At 64.2% G+C, this 20400-nt stretch carries 20 protein-coding genes; 6 read left to right on the top strand and 14 right to left on the bottom strand.

The features are described 5' to 3' along the window. Positions 1-38: 38 nt before the first annotated feature. Genes F7P65_RS07890 through dapA form a run of 4 tightly spaced genes read right to left on the bottom strand, consistent with a single transcriptional unit; the run spans position 39 to position 4513 of the window. Positions 39-2465: a hybrid sensor histidine kinase/response regulator gene (locus F7P65_RS07890; RefSeq protein WP_150291189.1), complete on the bottom strand. Its 2427-nt coding sequence runs from the start codon at positions 2463-2465 to the stop codon at positions 39-41. 49 nt (positions 2466-2514) lie between these two features. Then, entirely contained in the window at positions 2515-3108 is a 594-nt protein-coding gene (locus F7P65_RS07885; protein ID WP_150291188.1) for a DUF2062 domain-containing protein, read from the bottom strand. After that, the gene (gene smpB, locus F7P65_RS07880; protein ID WP_007683053.1) at positions 3108-3590 is read right to left on the bottom strand and encodes an SsrA-binding protein SmpB; all 483 of its coding nucleotides are present in this window, start codon (positions 3588-3590) and stop codon (positions 3108-3110) included. Before smpB ends, F7P65_RS07885 begins: the two co-directional genes overlap by 1 nt. A 44-nt stretch (positions 3591-3634) precedes the next feature. Then, positions 3635-4513 (bottom strand): 4-hydroxy-tetrahydrodipicolinate synthase, encoded by an 879-nt coding sequence (gene dapA / locus F7P65_RS07875; protein WP_150291187.1) that lies wholly within the window; start codon positions 4511-4513, stop codon positions 3635-3637. A 157-nt stretch (positions 4514-4670) separates the two neighbouring features. On the opposite strand from dapA, the gene F7P65_RS07870 reads away from it, so the two are divergent. Then, positions 4671-6707 carry a lytic transglycosylase domain-containing protein gene (locus F7P65_RS07870; RefSeq protein WP_150291267.1) on the top strand — a complete coding sequence of 679 codons (2037 nt, stop codon included), beginning with the start codon at positions 4671-4673 and terminating at the stop codon, positions 6705-6707. Positions 6708-6728: 21 nt separating this feature from the next. Then, the gene (greB, locus tag F7P65_RS07865; protein ID WP_150291266.1) at positions 6729-7214 is read left to right on the top strand and encodes a transcription elongation factor GreB; all 486 of its coding nucleotides are present in this window, start codon (positions 6729-6731) and stop codon (positions 7212-7214) included. 145 nt (positions 7215-7359) lie between these two features. Here greB and F7P65_RS07860 read toward each other — a convergent pair whose 3' ends face one another. From F7P65_RS07860 to aspS, 4 genes are all read right to left on the bottom strand, one after another. Next, complete coding sequence (locus F7P65_RS07860; protein ID WP_150291186.1) at positions 7360-7545, bottom strand: dual specificity protein phosphatase family protein; 186 nt, start codon at positions 7543-7545, stop codon at positions 7360-7362. 67 nt (positions 7546-7612) lie between these two features. Next, positions 7613-8941 (bottom strand): methyl-accepting chemotaxis protein, encoded by a 1329-nt coding sequence (locus F7P65_RS07855; RefSeq protein WP_240334234.1) that lies wholly within the window; start codon positions 8939-8941, stop codon positions 7613-7615. 88 nt (positions 8942-9029) lie between these two features. Then, positions 9030-9812: a polyphosphate kinase 2 family protein gene (locus F7P65_RS07850; protein WP_150291185.1), complete on the bottom strand. Its 783-nt coding sequence runs from the start codon at positions 9810-9812 to the stop codon at positions 9030-9032. A gap of 78 nt (positions 9813-9890) precedes the next feature. Beyond that, a complete protein-coding gene (gene aspS / locus F7P65_RS07845; RefSeq protein WP_150291184.1) occupies positions 9891-11675 on the bottom strand; it encodes an aspartate--tRNA ligase in 1785 nt (594 codons plus the stop codon). 127 nt (positions 11676-11802) lie between these two features. On the opposite strand from aspS, the gene rnd reads away from it, so the two are divergent. From rnd to F7P65_RS07830, 3 genes are all read left to right on the top strand, one after another. After that, positions 11803-12969 (top strand): ribonuclease D, encoded by a 1167-nt coding sequence (gene rnd, locus F7P65_RS07840; RefSeq protein ID WP_150291183.1) that lies wholly within the window; start codon positions 11803-11805, stop codon positions 12967-12969. Positions 12970-12980: 11 nt separating this feature from the next. Then, positions 12981-13277 (top strand): I78 family peptidase inhibitor, encoded by a 297-nt coding sequence (locus F7P65_RS07835; protein ID WP_150291182.1) that lies wholly within the window; start codon positions 12981-12983, stop codon positions 13275-13277. A 212-nt stretch (positions 13278-13489) separates the two neighbouring features. After that, positions 13490-13879: a DUF1801 domain-containing protein gene (locus F7P65_RS07830; RefSeq protein ID WP_150291181.1), complete on the top strand. Its 390-nt coding sequence runs from the start codon at positions 13490-13492 to the stop codon at positions 13877-13879. A gap of 2 nt (positions 13880-13881) precedes the next feature. On the opposite strand, the gene F7P65_RS07825 is transcribed toward F7P65_RS07830, so the two are convergent. The 3 genes from F7P65_RS07825 to lepA all read right to left on the bottom strand — a co-directional run bounded on the left by F7P65_RS07825 (position 13882) and on the right by lepA (position 17019). Next, positions 13882-14565 carry a hypothetical protein gene (locus F7P65_RS07825; RefSeq protein WP_162854563.1) on the bottom strand — a complete coding sequence of 228 codons (684 nt, stop codon included), beginning with the start codon at positions 14563-14565 and terminating at the stop codon, positions 13882-13884. Between the two features lie 174 nt (positions 14566-14739). After that, positions 14740-15126, bottom strand: a complete 387-nt coding sequence (locus F7P65_RS07820) for a PH domain-containing protein (protein WP_150291179.1) — start codon at positions 15124-15126, stop codon at positions 14740-14742. An 87-nt stretch (positions 15127-15213) separates the two neighbouring features. Beyond that, complete coding sequence (gene lepA / locus F7P65_RS07815; protein ID WP_150291178.1) at positions 15214-17019, bottom strand: translation elongation factor 4; 1806 nt, start codon at positions 17017-17019, stop codon at positions 15214-15216. 177 nt (positions 17020-17196) lie between these two features. On the opposite strand from lepA, the gene F7P65_RS07810 reads away from it, so the two are divergent. Beyond that, positions 17197-17967, top strand: coding sequence for a CsgG/HfaB family protein (locus F7P65_RS07810; protein ID WP_150291177.1), 771 nt, complete (start codon positions 17197-17199; stop codon positions 17965-17967). Positions 17968-18018: 51 nt separating this feature from the next. Here the strand turns inward: F7P65_RS07810 and F7P65_RS07805 are convergent, their stop codons facing one another. The 3 genes from F7P65_RS07805 to F7P65_RS07795 all read right to left on the bottom strand — a co-directional run bounded on the left by F7P65_RS07805 (position 18019) and on the right by F7P65_RS07795 (position 20367). Further along, entirely contained in the window at positions 18019-19050 is a 1032-nt protein-coding gene (locus F7P65_RS07805) for an acyltransferase family protein (RefSeq protein ID WP_162854559.1), read from the bottom strand. Between the two features lie 97 nt (positions 19051-19147). Next, positions 19148-19675 carry an SRPBCC family protein gene (locus F7P65_RS07800; RefSeq protein ID WP_150291175.1) on the bottom strand — a complete coding sequence of 176 codons (528 nt, stop codon included), beginning with the start codon at positions 19673-19675 and terminating at the stop codon, positions 19148-19150. A 35-nt stretch (positions 19676-19710) separates the two neighbouring features. Then, a complete protein-coding gene (locus F7P65_RS07795) occupies positions 19711-20367 on the bottom strand; it encodes an adenylate kinase (protein ID WP_150291174.1) in 657 nt (218 codons plus the stop codon). Between the last annotated feature and the right edge of the window lie 33 nt (positions 20368-20400).

The raw sequence follows: 20400 nt of genomic DNA, 5'->3' as shown, positions 1-20400 counted from the left end.
GGCCTTCGACCAGCATAATCCCCCGGCGGCGGAGAAGTTCATTCCGCTGCCGGCCGCATCGCCAGTGCATCCCGCGCCGCTTCCGCCAACTGACTGACGGAAAAGGGTTTTGGCAGAAAAGCCACATTGGCGATGTCAATCGATTTACGCAACTGTTCCTCGGCATAGCCCGACATGAACAGCACCGGCAGGTCGGGATAGCTGGCCCGCGCCCGCGCCACCATGGAGGGGCCGTCGAGGTTCGGCATCACCACGTCGGAAATCAGCAGGTCGATCTTCTCATCCCCGCTCAGAACTTCCAGGCCCTGCTCGCCGTCATTGGCGGTCAGCACCTTGTAACCCTGCCGCGTGAGCGCGCGCTCCGCGACGGCGCGCACCATATCCTCATCCTCCACCAGCAGCACCGTGCCCGTGCCCCAGGTTTCAGCGCGGCGGACCGGCGCCTTGGGCTGCGCCGCCTGCTCTGCGTCGGCGCCCTGATAGACCGGCAGGTAGATGACGAAGCTCGCCCCGCGCCCCAGTTCGGATTCGGCGAAGATGAACCCGCCCGACTGCTTGACGATGCCGTAGACGGTGGAGAGGCCGAGGCCCGTGCCCTTGCCCAGTTCCTTCGTGGTGAAAAAGGGCTCGAAAATCTTGGAGAGAATATCGGGCGGGATGCCCAGCCCGGTATCCGACACGCGCACCGCCGTGTAATCGGCAGGCGGCAAGATGTCGCTCCGCATCTCGCGCACCTTGGCGGCAGGGACCGCATAGGTCTGGATGTTGAGCGTCCCCCCTTCCGGCATCGCGTCGCGCGCATTGACGGCAAGGTTGACGATCACCTGTTCGAGCTGGCCGGGGTCCGCTCGCACCGCGCCGAGGTTGCGGCCATGGGTGACTTCCAGCTTCACGCTCTCGCCCAGCAGGCGTTTCAGCAGATTGGAGACGTCCGCGACAATGTCCGGCAATTGCAGGATCTGCGGCCGCAGCGTCTGCTGGCGCGAGAAGGCGAGCAACTGCCGCGTCAGCCCCGCCGCGCGATTGCTGTTCGACTTGATCTGCTGAATGTCGTCATAGTCGCTGTCGCCCGGCGTATGGCGCATCAGCATCAGGTCGCAATGGCCGATGATCGCGGTCAGGATATTGTTGAAGTCATGCGCGACGCCACCCGCAAGCTGGCCGATGGCCTGCATCTTGGTCGCCTGCGCCACCTGCCGCTTGAGCTTGCTTTCCTCACTATTATCCTTGAGGCTGAGCAGCACTGCCGCCTCGCCCAGACCCCGTACCCCGGCCAGGCTGAGCGCGATCGGCTCGTCGGGCTGCTCACGCATCCGGACGGCCACATCGCCCGACATTTGCGGCCCGACGGCGAAGCGCCGCACCGCGTCGGCCACCGCCGCCTGATCCTCCCGCACCACCAGATCGCCCGGATAGCTCGGCTTTTCGCCCTCCTTGAGACCCGCCGCCCGCGAAAACGCCTTGTTGAGGAACAGCACCCGCCCGTCCCGATCCGCCATGGCAAGGCCGAAGGGCAACAGCGACAGCAGCGTCTCGATATAGGAAAGCGCCGATGTCCCGCCCGCATTGCCCGCCGGTTCGTCGATCAACAGCAACAGCATCGGCCCGTCCTGCGCGCCCGATTGGGCGCCGACGGGCTGCGTCACGCGCTTCAGGGGCACCTGCAACAACCGGAGGGGAATGCCGCCCGATTCCTCCCGCGCCAGGAACAGGCGACTCTTGTCGTCCACCCGCATATGAGCAGCGAAATCGCGCCCCGTGATATTGGCGTCGATCCGCCCGGCGGCGCGCAGCAGGAAAGCGCCGTTGGCGGCACGAATGCGACCCTCGCCGCCGATCATCACCGCCATGATCCCTGCCTCGCCCAATTGCCGGCCGGCATCCCCCGTCAGCAGGCGATGCACGTCATCCAGCGCGCTCGGCTGACGCACCGGCGCGAACCGCCAGAGCAGATAATCCTCCGACCGGCCGGTGCGGCAGATATAGGCGTCCAGTCGCAATGCGCCCTGCACGATCCCCTCGACCCGGCTGTCGCCATCGCGCCAGGCGGCGCGGGCGGCATTGCCCAGAATGTCGGACAGGGCAGCATCGGCGGTGATCTGCGGCGGCGTCGGAAATCCGGGGAACCATTCCCCGAACAGGTCGCTGGCGCAGACCAGCCGCCCGGCCCGGTCGGTGACGGCAATCGCCATGTTGGAAGCATCGGCCGCCGCCCGTGCGATGGTCCAGTCCGGCACGGCTTCGCCCACCGCCACTGCTTGCGGATAGAGCCGCCGATACCAGCCGAGCAGCGCCGCGCCTGCCAGAACGGCGGCGCCGAAACCGGCGCCCAGCGCCCAGCTTCCCGCCGCATAGAGGATCAGTCCGGCCGACAGCAGCGCGAGCAGGATGAGCAAGGGCAGGGCCAGAGGCGACGGCCGGTCGGCTGCCCAGGCTTCTCCATCCCTGATTATACGCGCGGACACGAGCCGGCTATCCCCCTGCATTCACAATGGACTTGTTTCGCTCCCCCTCTCAGGCGGAGGCGATTTCCTCCAATGCGCTGCTTTCCGGCGCCTTGCCAATCCTCAATTTGCGCGCATGCCATTTCCGGCCCATGCGATGGCGCCATACCCAGTCGGCCAAAAAATAGCCGACAACGGCAAAAGCGAGGGAAATCAGCGCCAATCCCAACAGCATCGCGGGCGCCGCTTCCGAAAAAAGCCAGGCGCACCAGTCGCGGATCGATGCGTGGTTATCGACCAGCGCCATGAAGCCGGAGGCGTCGGCGGTCCGCCCCAGCAGCCAATTGCCCATATAGACCGACGCCATCAGGAACAGCGGCGTCGTCGCCGGGTTGGAGAGGAAGGTCATCGCCGCCGCCAGCGGGATATTCGCGCGAAAGGGCAAAGCCAGCAAGGCCGCGCCGGCAATCTGCACGCCGGGGATCAGCAGGAAGATGCCAACCAGCAGCCCCAGCGCCACGCCGCGCGGAACCGACCGCCGGGTAAAGCGCCAGAGCGACGGCTCCAGCACCCGATGCGCCACAGGGGCAAGGAAACGATTATGCTCCAGCGACTCCCGGGTCGGCGCATTGGCGTGCCACCAACGGGACAGTCTATTGTCCATCAGCGATGCGCCTTCATGATACGCTGCTGATCGCGCTTCCAGTCGCGTTCCTTGATCGTGTCGCGCTTGTCATGGGTCTTCTTGCCCTTGGCCAGCGCCAGTTCGACCTTCGCCTTCCCCCGGCTATTGAAATAAATGCTCAAGGGAACCAGCGTCATGCCCTTGCGCTCCACCGCGCCATGCATGCGGGCAATCTCCCGCTGGTGCAGCAGCAGCTTGCGGGGGCGCTTGGGCTCATGGTTGAAGCGGTTGCCATGGCTGAATTCGGGGATGTTGCTGTTGACCAGCCACACCTGCTCCCCCTTCACCTCGGCATAGCTTTCCGCGATATTGCCCTCGCCAAAGCGCAGCGATTTGACCTCCGTGCCCTGCAAGGCGATGCCCGCCTCGAACACATCCTCCAGGAAATATTCGAACCGCGCGCGCCGGTTTTCGGCGACGATCTTCTTCTTGTCGAAGGCTTCGGGACGGGGACGGGCCATTATGCTCTAACTAACTCGCTTCACCATATAGGTGCGGGGAACGATCAAACCAGTCCCGCAATCTCCAGCGCCCGGTCGACGGCGGCGCGGCTCGATTCCGACGGCCAGGTAATCGGCAGGCGGAGGTCGCCGGACATGTCGGGCCGAACGCGCGTAAGGGCGTATTTAACCGGGCCGGGTGAAGAATCGCTGAACAGGGCATCGTGCAACGGGTAGAGACGATCCTGAAGCGCCAGCGCGGCACCCCAGTCGCCCGCCGCAATCGCCTTCTGGAAATCGGCGCCCAGGCGCGGCGCGACATTGGCCGTGACCGAAATGCAGCCCTTGCCACCCATTGCGTTGAAGCCCAGAGCCGTTTCGTCATTCCCCGAAAGCTGACAGAAATCCGGGCGGCAGGCGAGGCGCTGTGCGCTGACCCGCCCCAGATTCCCGGTGGCATCCTTGACGCCGACGATGGTCTGATATTCTTCCGACAGACGGTGGATCACCGGGACGCCAATGTCGGTGATGGTACGGCTGGGCACATTATAAAGGACGATGGGCAGCGAGCAGCGTTCGGCCAGATAGGCGAAATGCTGGTACACCCCCTCCTGATTGGGCTTGTTATAATAAGGCGCGACCACCAGCGCCGCATCGGCGCCCGCCGCCTGCGCCGCGAACATATGCTCCAGCGCGATTCGCGTGTCATTGGAACCGCAGCCCGCGATCACCGGCACCCGTCCCGCCGCCTGATCGACGCAGATGGCGATCACGCGATTATGCTCCTCGACCGTCATCGTCGCACTTTCGCCGGTGGTGCCGCAGGGGACCAGACCGCTGCTGCCTTCGTCGATCTGCCAGTCGACAAAGGCGCGGAAAGCCGCCTCATCGACCGCTCCGTCGCGGAAGGGCGTGATCAGCGCCGGAATCGACCCGGAAAACATGCAACAAACTCCTTCAATTCACCGGAATTCCGGGGCATTATAGCGTTAAACACGCGAACGGCGCGCTATAGCGCGTCATTCACGGCCTGATAAGGATGCATTTGCGATCATGTCTAGTAGGCTGTCGCTCTCCTGTTCTGAAACTGTCATGGTCCGTATGCCCCTGATTGCCCTTCTGCTTTTCACCGCCGGCGCCAGCGCCCAGACCGAAACGCCCTTGTCCACGCCCCCCGCAGCCTTTCCGCCGGGCGCCGTGGTGCAGCCGATTCCGCGCTCCACCGAGCCGAGTCCCTGGCAGCAAGCGCAAAGCCGAATCGGCGTGGCGAGCGATCCGTCCGTCTCCGGCACGATCAGCCAGTGGCGGGCCCTGCAACAGAGCGATGCGCTCGGCTTTTCCACCTATGCCAGCTTCATCATGGCCAATCCCGGCTGGCCGGGGGAAGACCGGATGCGGCGGCTGGCGGAAACCGGCATCAATCCCAACAGCTACGATCCGGGACAGGTCGTCGCCTTCTTCACCCGCTTCCCGCCCCGCACCGCGAGCGGCAACGCCCGCTATGCCCTGGCGCTGATGCAGCAGAATCGCATGGGCGAAGCGCGGATCGCCGCGCGCAACGCCTGGATCGGCGGATCGCTCTCGCCCGATGACGAGTCGCGGCTGCTCTCGCTGTTCGGATCGAGCTGGACCTCGGTCGAGCATGACCTGCGCGCCGACGCGCTGTTGTGGAAGGGCGACATCCTGGGCGCGCAGCGGATGCTCGCCTATGTTTCGCCCCCCCGGCGTCCGGTTTATGAGGCCCGCATCGCCTTCCGCCAGAAGGCGCCCGACGCGGCCGTGAAGATGCAGCTTGCCGAAGCCGTCGGCGCGACCGATGCGGGCTTCGTCGCGGACAAGGCAAGCTGGATGCTGAACACCGGCAACTGGATCGCCGGCCGTCAATATCTCGCCAATCGCCCGACGCTGACCTTCCGCCCCGGCGACGCGGAAAAATGGTATGAGACGCTGCTGACGCAGGCCCGCGCCGCCGCCAATGACAGCCAGTGGAGCTTCGCCTACGGCATCGCCAGCAAGCTGGACGACGCCTATCTGCCTGGCACCGACGTCAACACCCGCCCCATTGGCGAACGTGACGATTATACCAGCCTCGCCTGGCTGGCGGGTTCGACCGCCTTCTACAATCTGGGCAAGCCGCTGGACGCGATGGAGATGTTCCGCCGCTACGCCACCGCCGCCAAGTCGCCGCAGACCCAGTCCAAGGGCTTCTACTGGGCGGGCCGCGCCGCGCTTCAAGCGGGCGATGCCGCCACGGCGAACAGCTATTTCGCCCGCGCCGCCGTCTTCCCGGATCAGTTTTACGGCCAGCTCGCGCTGGAACGCCTCGGTCGCCCGATTCCGGCGCCGGCCGCCGTCGAGCGCCCGGTGGAGATTTCCGCTGCCGAGCGCACCGCCTTTGCCAACCGCTCGGTCGTCCGGGCGGTGAAGGCGCTCGGCCAAATGGGCTATTGGGAGGATCAGAGCAAATTCGCCCGCGCCATCGCCAACAATGCCGACAGCGACGCCGACCATTATCTGGCGGTCGAACTGGCGAAGAGCATCGGTCGCCCCGACATGGGCGTGATGGTCGGCCGCCGCGCCGTCTCCAGCGGCCTCTCCGGCTATGGCGAAAGCGCCTTCCCGCGCGTGCCCGTGCCGTCCGAAGCGCAATATAACTGGACCATGGTCCACGCCATTGCCCGGCAGGAAAGCCAGTTCGACCGGCAGATCGTCAGCCATGCGGGCGCGCGCGGCCTGATGCAGCTGATGCCCGGCACGGCGCGCGAGCAGGCGACGAAGCTGGGCATGAGCTATGACGCCGGATCGCTCAACGATCCGAGCTACAATATCATGCTGGGCTCCGCCTATTTCCAACGGATGCTCAACTATTATGGCGGCAGCTATCCCTTGGCGGTGGCGGCCTACAATGCCGGGCCGGGCAATGTGAACCGTTGGATCGCCGCCAATGGCGATCCGCGCCTGCCCGGCGCCGACATGCTGCGCTGGATAGAGCAGATCCCGATCTTCGAGACGAGGAATTATGTGCAGCGCGTGTTGGAAAATGCCGTGGTGTACGAGGCGATGAACCCCGAACGCGCCCGCTTCCGCGGGACGACGACGCCGCTGTCCAAATATCTCGGCAAGCAGACACCGGGATAAGGATGCGCTATGGGCGGCGCCATGAGCACCGCCCAGCCCAATTACATCACCCCCGAAGGCTTCGCGAAGCTGCGCGCCGAATATGACCGGCTGCTGGGCATCGAGCGCCCCCGGATCGTCGAGGTGGTGAGCTGGGCGGCGGGCAATGGCGACCGCAGCGAAAATGGCGACTATCTCTATGGCCGCAAGCGGATGCGCGAGATTGACGGGCAGTTGAAGCGCCTGTCGCGCAAGATGAAGGACGCCAAGGTCGTCGACCCCCGGCAGCAACCCGACAAGAACAAGGTCTTTTTCGGCGCCACCGTCACCATCGCGGACGAGGATGACCATCACCGCACCGTGACGCTGGTCGGCAATGACGAGACGGAGGTGAGCGCCGGCCGCATCGGTTGGAGCACACCCATCGCCCGCGCCCTGCGCGGCGCGGCGGTCGGCGACCTGCGCCGGGTGATGCTGCCCGCAGGAGAAAAGGAATATGAGGTGATGGCGATCCGCTATCCCGAATGAGCGGCGCGGATCAACGCGTAGAGCAAGCTGCGCTCAATCAGACGCGGGCCGCTTGCTCACCTCCTTTGTTATCGCATCGTTTTTTACGAAAAACCCGAGCTCGGAGTCACGTGCCTCCGGCTCGCCCAGTTTTTCGCACGAGGCTCTAATCATGCGGCCGCAATGCCACGTTGAGCCGCTCCATCACTTCCGCGATCGGCTCGACCACGGTGACGCTGCGCCCCTCGCCGAAGCGGATGCGGGTGCCATCGGTAATCGACGAAACGAAGGTGACCTGCGTAGCATTGACGGCGGTTTCGGTCCGGTCGGCGCCCACGAACATGACGAGCATGCATCCTCTCCTTCTTTTTGGAAGGAAAGCCTAACTGGATTTTCGACCGAAACCAGCCTTTTTCCCATCAAGCCGCCTGAATGACGCGGATGAAGGCGCTGGCGCGGTCGTCCAGCCGATGCGCTTCCTGCGCCAACTGGCTGGCGGCGTTGCGCATGGCCTTCGCGCCATCGACGGCGACGCCCGCATTGGCGCTGATCCGGCTGGCGCTGGTGCGGATATGCTCGCTCGCCTCGCCCGCTTCGCCAAGGCTGCCTGCAATCGCCTGACTGAAGGCGCCGTGTCGCGCCACCGCTTCGAAGACAGACGCCGAAAGCCGGTCCGCCGTCGCCATGGCGGCGTCCATATGGGCATGGCCCTGCGCCACATGGCCCACGGTGACACGGATATGATCGATCCGCCGGGCGATCTCCGCCGCCGCGTCGCGGGTCTGCCCGGCGAGCGACTTGACCTCCCGCGCGACCACCGCAAAACCCTGCCCCGCTTCTCCGGCCCGCGCCGCCTCGATCCCGGCATTGAGCGCGAGCGTCGAGGTTGCCCGAGCAATGGCGTCGATCAGCGCGGTCACTTCGCCAATCCCGTCCGCCTGCGTGGTCAGCGTCCGCGTCTGGGCCGATCCCAAGCGCGTCTGCTCCACCGCCGCGCGGATAGCGGCGCCCGCCTCACGCACTTCGGTTTCCATCGACTGGAACAGCAACCCCAATTCCCGTCCCGACGCGGCAATGCCCGACAGATTGTCCGCCGTCTGCGCCGCCGCCACCGCCATGCCCGCCGAAGCCTGACCATTATGCGCCGCCCGTTCCGCCGCATCCTCGGCCAGGCGGGACAGCATGTCGGCCATGCCGACCAGATCGGCGATGAGCGTTTCAATGTCGGCACGGAAGGTCGCGCTTTCCCCCGTCACCTTCTCCAGCCGCTCGACCCGCGCCAGCGCCACCCGCGCATCGCGCTCCGCCGCGAGCTTCAGCAACAACTGCCCGCCGGCCACACCGGCATAACTACCGGCCTCCGTCACGATCAGTCCCTCGCATCCCTGCCCTTGTGCGGCGTAAAGGTCGATCAGCGTCTCGATGCTGGCGCTCCGTTCGACCGTGGCGCAGGGCCTGACATGATCGTCCAGTCTTCCGCCGAAACTGGGATTGCGCAGCAGCGCATGGCCAAAGGGGTTGAACAATATGCGCCGCATATCGCGCTCATAGATCGCGCCGACCGGCCGGTCGGCACCGTCCAGCACGGGCAGCAGGCGCAACGCCGGATCATGCTGGAAATGGTCGACCGCCTCGCTGAGAGGCCGACCCAGCCGGATGGCCGGACTGGATGCGACGAGCGCCAGGGCCGCCGGCCGGGAGGGCCGGGATTCGGTCGAGGACGGGTCGAGCATCTGGGGCGCGGACATGAGCGTCCGATTAGGCCCATAATGGTAAACGAGCCGTTAGATTTTCATGACAGTTTTGTGACAAATGTCTGTTTTCACGTGATTTTTTCTAGATCGACTTGTAGCCGTAAGCCTTGGCAGCCAGCTTCACCACCTCGGGGTCAGCCTCGGGAAAATCCATCGGGACCAGCTTTTCCAATCGCTTGGCCACGGTGGTCAGCGCCGCGATCCGCCCCGCCTTGCGATGATTATTGTCGATCACGTGCCAGGGCGCCTGTTTCGTGTCAGTCTTGCGGAACATGTCGTGCAGGGCGTCGAGATAGTCGGCGCGCCGCGCGCGATTGCGATAATCGTCCGCGCCGGTCTTCCACCGCTTCCACGGCGTGTCCAGCCGCTGGGCCAGTTGTTCGTCCTGCGTCTCCTGCGTGATGTGGACGAACAGCTTGACGATGTTGGTGCCCGCGTCGATCTGCTGCTTTTCGAAGGCGTTGATCTCGTCATAGGCGCGCTTCCACTCGGCCTTGGAACAATAGCCCTCGACCCGCTCGACCAGCACCCTTCCGTACCAGCTGCGGTCGAAGAGGGAGATATTCTGCCCCGCTGGCAACCGCGTCCAAAAGCGCCAGAGGAAATGATGGTCGCGCTCTTCCTCATTGGGCGCGGAAATGGGGTGGACCTGATAGTAGCGCGGGTCCCACTCGGCGGTCATCCGCTTGATGATCCCGCCCTTGCCCGCCGCGTCCCAGCCCTCCAGCATGATGACGCTGCGCCGGTCGTGGATAATGTGGGCGACCTGGATCTTGGCGAGCCGCTGCTGGAGTTCCGCCAGCTTCGTCTCATAGTCGCCCTTGAGCTTCGCGCCCTTCTCATAATCCGCAAGGTCGATAGCCATCCGTCTCTCCGGCAAAAGCAAAGCCCCGCCCCTGTTAGAGTACAGGGACGGGGCTTTCACAAGTGCGGAAAAAGGCGATCAGGCCTTGGCCTGCGGCTCCACCACGCGGATGTTGAGTTCGCGAAGCTGCTTGAACTCGGCGGCGCTGGGCGCCCCCATCAGCAGGTCCTCGGCGCGCTGGTTCATTGGGAACAGCGTGATCTCGCGCAGGTTCTGCGCGCCGCAGAGCAGCATCACGATGCGGTCCACGCCAGCGGCCATGCCACCATGCGGCGGCGCGCCATATTGGAAGGCGCGATAGAGGCCGCCGAAGCGCTCCTCCACATCCTGCTGACTGAGGCCGACCTTCTCGAACGCCTTGACCATCAGTTCGGGCGACTGGTTACGAATCGACCCCGAAGCGATCTCATAGCCGTTGCAGACCATGTCGTACTGATAGGCGTTGATGGTCAGCGGGTCCTGATTGTCGAGCGCGTCCAACCCACCCTGCGGCATGGAGAAGGGGTTGTGCGCGAAGTCGATCGACTTGGTATCCTCATCATATTCGTAGAAGGGGAAGTCGACGATCCAGCAGAGTTCGAACCGGTCCTTGTCGATCAGGTCGAGTTGCTCGCCCACGCGGATGCGCGCCAGACCCGCCAGCTTGGCGGCCTGCGATTCCTTGCCCGCCGCGAAGAACACGCCGTCATTGGGGCCAAGGCCCAGAGCCTCGATCAGCTTCGCCGCGCGTTCCTCGCCATGATTCTTGGCGATCGGGCCGCCCGGCACGCCTTCCTTGATGTTGATATAGCCAAGGCCCGAATAACCTTCGGCCCGCGCCCAATTGTTCATGTCGTCGAAGAATTTCCGGCTGCCCGCGCCAGCGCCCGGCGCGGGGATCGCGCGGATCACGCTGCCGCTTTCCACCAGCGAGGCGAAGATGCCGAAGCCCGAACCATGGAAATGTTCGGTGACGTCGGTGATCAGGATCGGGTTGCGCAGGTCGGGCTTGTCCGAGCCATATTTCAGCATCGCCTCGGCATGGGGGATACGCGGGAAGCTGCCCGCCGGAGTCACCGGCTTGCCCTCGGCAAACTGCTCGAACACCTGCGCGATCACCGGCTCCATCGTGTTCCAGACGTCTTCCTGGGTGACAAAGCTCATTTCGAGGTCAAGCTGGTAGAATTCCCCCGGCAGACGGTCGGCGCGCGGGTCTTCGTCGCGGAAGCAGGGCGCGATCTGGAAATAGCGGTCGAAGCCAGCCACCATCAGCAGCTGCTTATATTGCTGCGGCGCCTGCGGCAGGGCGTAGAATTTCCCGGCATGGATGCGGCTCGGCACCAGAAAGTCGCGCGCGCCTTCGGGGCTGCTGGCGGTCAGGATCGGCGTCGAATATTCGGTGAAACCCACGCCCTCCATGCGGCGGCGCATGTCCGAAATGATCTTCGTGCGCTTGACGATATTCGCGTGCAGCGTCTCGCGGCGCAGATCGAGGAAACGGTAGCGCAGGCGAATATCCTCGGGATATTCCTGCTCACCCGCGACCGGCAGCGGCAGGTCGGCGGCGGCGGAGAGGACCACCGCGTCCAGCGCGCGAATCTCGATCTCGCCGGTGGGCAGGTTCGGGTTCACCGCTTCCTTCGAACGGGCGACGACCTTGCCGGTCACGGTCACGACGCTTTCGGCGCGGAGCGATTCGATCACCTGGAACACCGGCCCGTCGACCTCGGTGACGATCTGCACCATGCCATAATGGTCCCGCAGATCGATGAAGACCAGATCGCCATGGTCGCGCTTGCGATGCACCCAGCCCGATACGCGCACCTCATCACCGACCTCAGCCGAAGTCAGGGCGCCGCAGGTATGAGTGCGATAGGCATGCATGGCGTTTTGATCTTTCAGATTCGTTTTACGGAAATGACAAATTGTCGCGGCCCCGCTATGGGCGGTCTTGTCAAGCATTGACGAGCCCGTGCGCAACGGGCCAGCCCATAATAAGATCGAAGACCATATGCAAATCCATCCGCTGATTACCGACAGCAAGACTCTCGCTTCATTCTGCGCCCGGATCGCCCAATCGCCCTATATTGCGGTCGATACCGAGTTCATGCGCGAAAACAGCTATTGGCCCGACCTGTGCCTGGTGCAGGTCGCGGACTCGAACGAAGCCGCCGCCATCGACCCCAAGGCACCCGGCCTGGACCTCACCCCCCTGCTCGACCTGATGGTGAATAATGAGGATGTGCTGAAGGTCTTTCACGCAGGCGGGCAAGACCTCGAAATCATCTACAACCTGACCGGCAAGACGCCGCATCCGATGTTCGACACCCAGATCGCAGCCATGGCGCTGGGGCTGGGCGAGCAGATCGGTTACGGCAATCTGGTCGATGCCTGGCTGGGGGTTCAGCTCGACAAGGGCGCGCGCTTCACCGACTGGGCGCGCCGTCCGCTCGACAAAAGGCAGATCGATTACGCCATTGGCGATGTCACCTATCTGATCCAGATCTTCCCCAAGATGCTGGAGGAACTGCGCCGCACGGGCCGGGGCGACTGGCTCGATCAGGAGATGGAGCGGATCAGCGACCCGGAAAATTATGTGAACGAGCCGGAGGACGCCTGGCAGCGGGTCCGCATCGCCAGCCGCAAGCCCGATGTACTGGGCCGCCTGAAAGCGCTGGCCGCCTGGCGCGAGATCGAGGCGCAGGACAAGAATCTGCCCCGCGGGCGCATCGTCAAGGATGAGACGCTGGCCGACATCGCCAGCCACCCGCCACGTTCGCAGGAGGACCTGGGCAAGGTGCGTGGCCTCAGCGCCACCTGGAAGAGCAACGACATCGGCGCCCGGCTGATGCTGGCGCTCGGCAACCACAAGCCGCTGGGCAAGGACGAGATGCCGGAGCGCGACCCCAAGCGCCCCGGCCTGGGCAAGGACGGCGCGCTGGTGGCCGATCTGCTCAAGCTGCTGCTGAAAATCCGCTCGCGCGACATCAACGTCGCGGCCCGGCTGATCGCCCGCAGCGACGATATCGACGCTCTGGCGGCGGGCGTGCGCGAGGACCTCTCCATCCTCGAAGGCTGGCGTTATGAGCAATTCGGCCGCGATGCGGTCGATCTGGTCGAGGGCCGCCTGGCCTTCGCGGTCAAGAATGGCCGTTTGAAAATGACCCGGACGGAATAGGAGTACAGGACATGCGGACGGCAGCGCTCGCCCTTCTTCCCCTGCTGACGGCCTGCGCCGGGGCGAATGGGGAGGGTCCGGCCACCCCGCCCGCCACCGCCGAAGGGTCGTGCAGGAATGACGGGCTGGACCGCTTCGTCGGCCAGACCGCCAGTGCCAGCCTGGGCGCGGAACTGCTCCAGGCATCGGGCGCACGCATCCTGCGCTGGGGGGCGCCGGGCATGGCGATGACCATGGATTTCCGCCCGGACCGCCTGACCGTCAGCTATGACGAGAGAATGACGATCACCTCAGCCCGCTGCGGCTGAATTTTCAATGGAATAAACCCCGCGTCCCAATCGTATTCCTGTCGGCACCGGTCGCGATCCCCCCGATTGCGGCTGGGCGGCCCGCCGGGTGGTCCCCAAAGGGCGGCGTAGCGGTGGCGCATTGAGGTTAGGCCCCTCTCGGCACCATCGCTACGCCATCGTCCTTTCTCTATGCTAAGCCTTCAACCCGTTGGACAAGCAGGAGACGTTCCATGGAGGACACGGAATCGCCGTCCGCGCGGATCGACGCGCGGATCAGAGAATTGGGCGACTGGCGCGGCGAAACCCTGAGCCTGGTCCGCCGACTCATCCGCGAAGCCGATCCCGAAGCGGTCGAGGAATGGAAATGGCGCGGCGTGCCGGTCTGGTCGCATGGCGGCATCCTGTGCACCGGGGAAAGCTACAAGGCGGCGGTCAAGCTGACCTTTGCCAAGGGTGCTTCATTGGACGATCCCTCCGGCCTGTTCAACGCCAGCCTCGACGGCAATACCCGCCGGGCCATCGACATTCATGAAGGCGAGACAATCGATGCCGCCGCCTTCCAGGCGCTCATCCGGACCGCCGTCGCGCTCAACCTGAGCAAAGCCCGAAAAAAGGGCTGACGTCAGAACTCCAACCCTATCAGCGTCCCGCTGCCGATTCGTCCGACATGGCGCTTGCCATCGATTTCCAGCCAATCGGGCGTCACCTCCAGCCGGCGACCCTTTATGGTGGTGCGCAGATGTTCCACCGCGATCCGGTTGCGCGCCACGATCCGCAGCACGGCCAGGCCATCGCCCCGCGCCGCCATCATGCTGTAGCGGTCGCCGCGCAGCAGGAAATGCCAGCTACCATCCTCGGGAAGCCAGGCGTTGCCGTCCACCACCTGCACCGGTACGCCCTCGGCATTGCCCAAGCGCAGGCTGATCCGGGTCGCGCCATTGCTGCGGCGCGGCGGGGAAAAGATCAGGATCGGCTCGCCCTCCAGCATCAGGGGAATGGGCGTGTCCCGCAACAGCCGGGACCCGCCGATGATCAGCGACGGCAATTCCGCCGAAAAGGGCAGACGATCCCGCGAAAAATGGCGCTGCCGCACGACCGGATTGCTGTGGAAGCCCAGCACCTGCATCGGTGCCAGCCGCCCTTCCTCCACCAGCCCATGGCAGGTCGGGCAAAGCAGGGTCGCGTCATGCCCCTCCGGCAAGCGCAGATAGCGGTAGATCGTCACCCCGCACCGGACGCAGGCGAACCCGCAGGCCTGCCGGATTTCCTCCTGTTGCTGCGCGGTCAGTTCCAGCAGCGACGGCATCACACGCAAGCCCATGCACGACGACCCCTTGGCAAGCCCGGACCCGCGCCATCCGCGGACCGGCGTTCCTTCGGCGTCCTTCCTGCTGGCCGGGGGCGCTCCCAAGCGCCCCTTCTCGCTATGGCACTATCGTTGAAATAAATGGCGACAAGTCAAGAGCGTCCATCACTCCCATCATCGCTGCGGCAACAGATCGAGGTTGCGCGATGCCGCAATCGCCCGGATGCGATCCGGCCTCGGCATGGACTTGATCGCGATTTCGGCCATGTCCCCCGCGCTGAACAGTTCGACATTGCCGACATTGAAAATCCGCTGACCCAGCGTCTGGGTGATGCGAACGCTACGGATGCTCGACAGCGCGATCTCCGTCCGCTGCTTCGCCAGCAGGCCGCGTTCCAGCAGCACTTCGCGGTCGCTGAGCGCCAGCCGCTCGCCCTTATGGAGCACCCACCACACGCCGATCGCCACGATGCCGACGACCGAAATCAGCAACAGAATGAACAGGAACGGATGAGCGCGGAACATCGCCGGATGCTCGTCATACAGCCATGTCTCGCTCATGCCGCCTCCATCAATGCCCGGCGACTTGACCATGAAGGGGCATGAGCGTCAAGACGTCACCCCGCTTATCTCCTTGGATAAGCGGCCTTAACTCTCATCCCCCATGCGCAGCGCCGCGATGAAGGCTTCCTGCGGAATCTGCACGCTGCCATATTCGCGCATCCGCTTCTTGCCTTCCTTCTGCTTTTCGAGGAGCTTCTTCTTGCGGGTGATGTCGCCGCCATAGCATTTGGCGGTCACGTCCTTGCGCATCGCGGCGATGGTTTCGCGGGCGATCACCTTGCCGCCGATGGCCGCCTGAATCGGGATCTTGAACAGGTGGCGAGGGATCAGGTCCTTCAACCGCTCGCACATATGCCGTCCGCGCGATTCGGCCGCGCTGCGGTGAACGATCATGGACAGCGCGTCGACCGGCTCATTGTTGACGAGGATGCTCATCTTGACGAGGTCGCCCTCACGCGTGCCGATCTGATGATAGTCGAAGCTGGCATAGCCCCGGCTGATCGACTTCAGCCGATCATAGAAGTCGAACACCACTTCGTTGAGCGGCAGTTCATAGGTCACCTGCGCGCGACCGCCGACATAGGTCAGGTTCTTCTGGATACCGCGCCGGTCCTGGCAGAGCTTCAGGATCGATCCCAGATATTCGTCGGGGCAGTAGATCACCGCTTCGATCCACGGTTCCTCGATCATCTCGATATGGTTGGGATCGGGCATGTCGGCCGGGTTGTGCAGATGCTTCACCTCCCCGTCCTTCATGTGCATCTCATAGACCACCGACGGCGCGGTGGTGATGAGGTCGAGATCATATTCGCGGGTCAGCCGCTCCTGGATGATCTCCAGGTGGAGGAGGCCGAGGAAACCGCAGCGGAAGCCGAAGCCCAATGCCGCCGAGGTCTCCATCTCGAAGGAGAAGCTGGCGTCGTTCAGCCGCAGCTTCGAAATCGAATCGCGCAGTTTCTCGAAATCATTGGCGTCGACCGGGAACAGGCCGCAGAACACCACCGGCTGCACTTCCTTGAAGCCCGGCAGCGGCGCCTTGGCCGGATTCTTGACGGTCGTGATGGTATCGCCGACGCGGGTCTGGCTGATGTCCTTGATCTGCGCGGTGATGAAGCCGATCTCGCCCGGCCCCAGTTCAGGCAGTTGCTCGATCTTGGGCCGCATGCAGCCGACGCGGTCGATCAGATGCTCGGTCTCGCCGATCATGAACTTGATCTGCTGGCCCTTCTTGATGACGCCGTTGATGACGCGCACCAATATGACGACGCCCAGATAGGGGTCGTACCAGCTATCGACCAGCATTGCCTCCAGCGGGGCGTTGCGGTCGCCCTTGGGCGCGGGAATCTTGGCGACGATGGCTTCGAGGATGTCGTCGATGCCGATGCCGGACTTGGCGCTGGCCAGCACCGCTTCCGATGCATCGAGACCGATCACCTCCTCGATTTCCGCGCGCACCTTTTCCGGCTCGGCGGCGGGCAAGTCGATCTTGTTGAGCACCGGCACGATCTCATGGTCATGCTCGATGGATTGATAGACATTGGCCAGCGTCTGCGCTTCCACGCCCTGCGCGGCGTCGACCACCAGCAGCGCCCCCTCGCAGGCGGCCAGGCTGCGGCTCACTTCATAGGCGAAGTCGACATGGCCCGGCGTGTCCATCAGGTTCAGCTCATAGGTCTCGCCATTTTTCGCCACATAGTCGAGGCGCACGGTCTGCGCCTTGATGGTGATGCCGCGCTCCTTTTCGATATCCATATTGTCGAGAACCTGCGCCGACATCTCCCGGTCGGTGAGGCCTCCGGTGCGCTGGATCAGACGATCGGCCAAGGTCGACTTGCCATGGTCGATATGGGCGATGATCGAGAAGTTGCGGATGTGCGAAAGGTCGGTCATGGAGCGCGCCGATAGCAGCCATTTGCGGGCCTGTCAGCAGGCGCTCGCGCATCAATGGAAATCCGGCTGATAACCATTCGCATTCCTTGCACCCTATAGCGGTTGTGCTAGAGCTTTGGACGATAATCGGGGCGCCAAAATTAAAACGACTTCAGCAACTTTCAGGGGTGCATGATCATGCGTGTGTTCACGAAATTCGTCGCTGCCGCAGCCGGTCTGGCTGTCGCGGCTTCTCCTGCGATGGCGGCCGACAAGGGTTCGTCCGCGCGGCAGCAGCAGGCCAAGAAAACGGCCGAAATCCCCCATTGCACCCGTCGTCTGGGCACGGTCGCGATCGTCGAGCCGGACAATCAGTGGTGGCGCGAGTTGAATCTGGGTAGCCCGGAGGCAATCCTCAAGGTGTTCATCCAGCAGTCGGGCTGCTTCGGCATCGTCAACCGCGGGCGCGCCATGGCCAGCCGCAACATGGAACGCGCCATGGCCGATTCCGGCGAGCTTCAGGCGGGTTCGAACCTGGGCAAGGGTCAGGTCAAGGCGGCGGATTATTATCTCCAGCCCGACATCGTTTCCTCCAACAAGAATTCGGGCGGCAATGCGCTGGGCGGCATGCTCGGCGGCTTCCTGGGCAGCCGGACCTTCGGCGCGCTGGCCGGCGGCATCTCGGTCAAGAAGAGCGAGGCCAATGTGACGCTCTCCATCGTCAACGCCCGCACGACCGAGGAAGAGGCGCTGACCGAGGGCTATGCCCGCAAATCGGACCTCAGCTTCGGCGGCGGCGGCGGCGCCGGATGGTGGGGCGGTTTCGCGGCGGCTGGCGGCGGCGGCTATCAAAACACCGAAATCGGCCAGGTCATCGTGCTCGCCTATCTCGACGCCTATACCAAGCTGGTGACGCAGCTCGGCGGCCTGCCCGCCAATGCGGCAGCGGCGGCGCCGCGCGCCCAATAATCTGGGACTATGGGAAGGGGCGCGGCCGGATCGTCCGGCGGCGCCCCTTTTTCACGTCGGGCTGACCGCCGCCTCCGGCAAGGCGGTCCGGCGGCGGCGCCACCAAGCGAGGATCGCCTCTCCGGCGGGCCGTTCGACCAAGCGGTTGATGAGTGTGCCCAGACCCAGCGCGACAGCGAAAGCGGCGGCGAAACCAGCCCAGGGGCTATAGCCCGCCTCAGCCATTTTCAGCATTACGACGAAGCCGACATGCTGATGGATCAGATAGAAGCTATAGCTGATCCCGCCCATCCAGACGAGCGGACGGAGGCGGAGAAAACGCAGCCGCCCGGCAATCAGCGCTGCGAACACGCCGATCAGGATAACCGCCGCCAACATGATGTCCGGGCTGTCGATGGTCGCGACCGACAGCAGCGCGAGCGCCGCAAAAGGCGCCTGCTGCCGCCAGCTCCGTTGCCCCGACCAGACGCGATAGCACAGCATGCCGATGATGAAGAAGGGCACATAGCGCAGCACCAGCAGCATCACGATCCGCTCCGGCATGCCCGGCCACAGCGCATAGAGCCAGCGCAGCGCCAGCCAGCCCAGCAGCATCGGTTCCAGCTTTTTCAAACCCGCCCATTTCCACAGCGACAGCATGCAGACATAAAAAGCGATCTCGACCGTCAGCGTCCAATAGGCGCCGTCGACTTCGGGCAGGAAGGCAAAGCCCTGCAACATGGTGACATTGGCCAGGATCGCTGCCGGCCCGATCAGCAATTGGCTCATGCGTGCCAGATATTCGATGGACAGCGTCAACAGCATCGCGACCAGATAGGCGGGATAGAGCCGGGCAAAGCGGTTGACCAGAAAATCGCCAGCGGTGCGAATATGGTCGAGCGTGAAGAAGATCGCAAAGCCAGAAATGGCGAAGAACAGCAGCACCCGGTAATTGCCGCCCAGGAAGCTGAAGGGCACATGGGCCGCCTGCGGGAACAGTTCATGGAATCGCGTCGAGTAATGGAAGGCCAGCACGCACAGCGCGCCCAGGCCGCGCAAGGCGTCCAGTTCCGTCAGACGGCCAGAAGTGCGGCGCGACCCCATCACGGCCGCGCCATAGCAACAAAGCAGCAACCATTCCGTTAATATCAAGGTTAAGAGCGGGGATTGCCTGCATTTTTCGTCCCGGGGATGTCGGTCATCATGGCTTGCCCGCCTCCGCAGCCCGCGCGAGCCCTGCCAGTTGCTCGGCAAGGACCTTATCGACGACGGACGCGATCTTCGCGCCGCCCATGCGCAGATAACCGCCAGCGGCATAGCGCATGACCACCCGCACCCCCTTACCCACAGGTTCGATGGTGAAGTCCAGCGTGCCGGTCACGGCCTCCGCCTGCAGCGGCCCCAGCGCGCCGGTCAGCCGCAACTGCTTGTCCGGCACGGCGTAGATCACCTGGCCATGCTCGACGCTGCCGCCATTGGGCAGGGCTTCGCAGAAGCAGCCGCCTGCCACCGGCTTGAGGCTGAGATTGGCGGCATGGCCGCTATAGGTGTGGTCGCTGCTCCACCAGCGGGCGGGCTGTGCGAGCAGGCGATAGGCCGTGGGCGCATCGGCTGCGATCTCCACGCTGTTTTCCACCGCGAAACCGACATCGCTGCTGGCCGTGACAGAAGAATGGGCCGGAACAGCCATCGCTGCACCGGCCCATAGCAAAAGCTTTGCGTGTCGCATGACCCTCTCCTCCTTGAACGGAAGGAGAGCGTAACTCAGGCGGCCTTGCCGTCCAAGATCGCGGCGATCGCGACCGTCACATCGTCCATGTCGGCCATGCCGTCGACCCGCGAAACGATATTGCGCGCTTCGTAGATCGGCAGGATCGGCGCGGTCTTGGCGCGATATTCAGCCATGCGGGTGCGCACGGTTTCCTCATTGTCGTCGGGGCGGCGCTTGAAGTCATGCCCACCGCATTTGTCGCAGGTACCCTCGACCTTCGGTTGCTTGAAGCTGTCGTGATACCCCTCACCGCAGGTCGCGCAGGTGAAACGGCCGGTGATACGCTCGACCAGCGCGTCCTCGTTCACGTCCAGTTCGATCACATGGTCGAGTGTGCGGCTGCGGTCGGCCAGAATGCCATCCAGCGAAAGGGCCTGCGCCTCGGTCCGCGGATAGCCGTCGAAGATGACGCCCGTATCAGCGGACAGCGCATCCAGCGCCTCCCCGATGATGCCCGACACGATTTCGTCCGACACCAGTTCACCGGCTTCCATCACCGCCTTGGCCTTGAGGCCGATGGGGGTCCCGGCCTTTACTGCCGCGCGGAGCATGTCGCCCGTCGACAGCTGCACCATGCCGCGGCTGTCCACCAGACGGGTCGCCTGGGTGCCCTTGCCGGCACCCGGAGGGCCGAGCAATATGATATTCATGTCGCGCATTCTCCCCTGTATTCGCGCTTGTCG

The organism is Sphingobium estronivorans (genome assembly GCF_008692605.1).
GTDB classification, from domain to species: domain Bacteria; phylum Pseudomonadota; class Alphaproteobacteria; order Sphingomonadales; family Sphingomonadaceae; genus Sphingobium; species Sphingobium estronivorans.
Note: the sequence above shows the minus strand (reverse complement) of the source record. Positions and strands in the feature narration are given on the sequence as shown.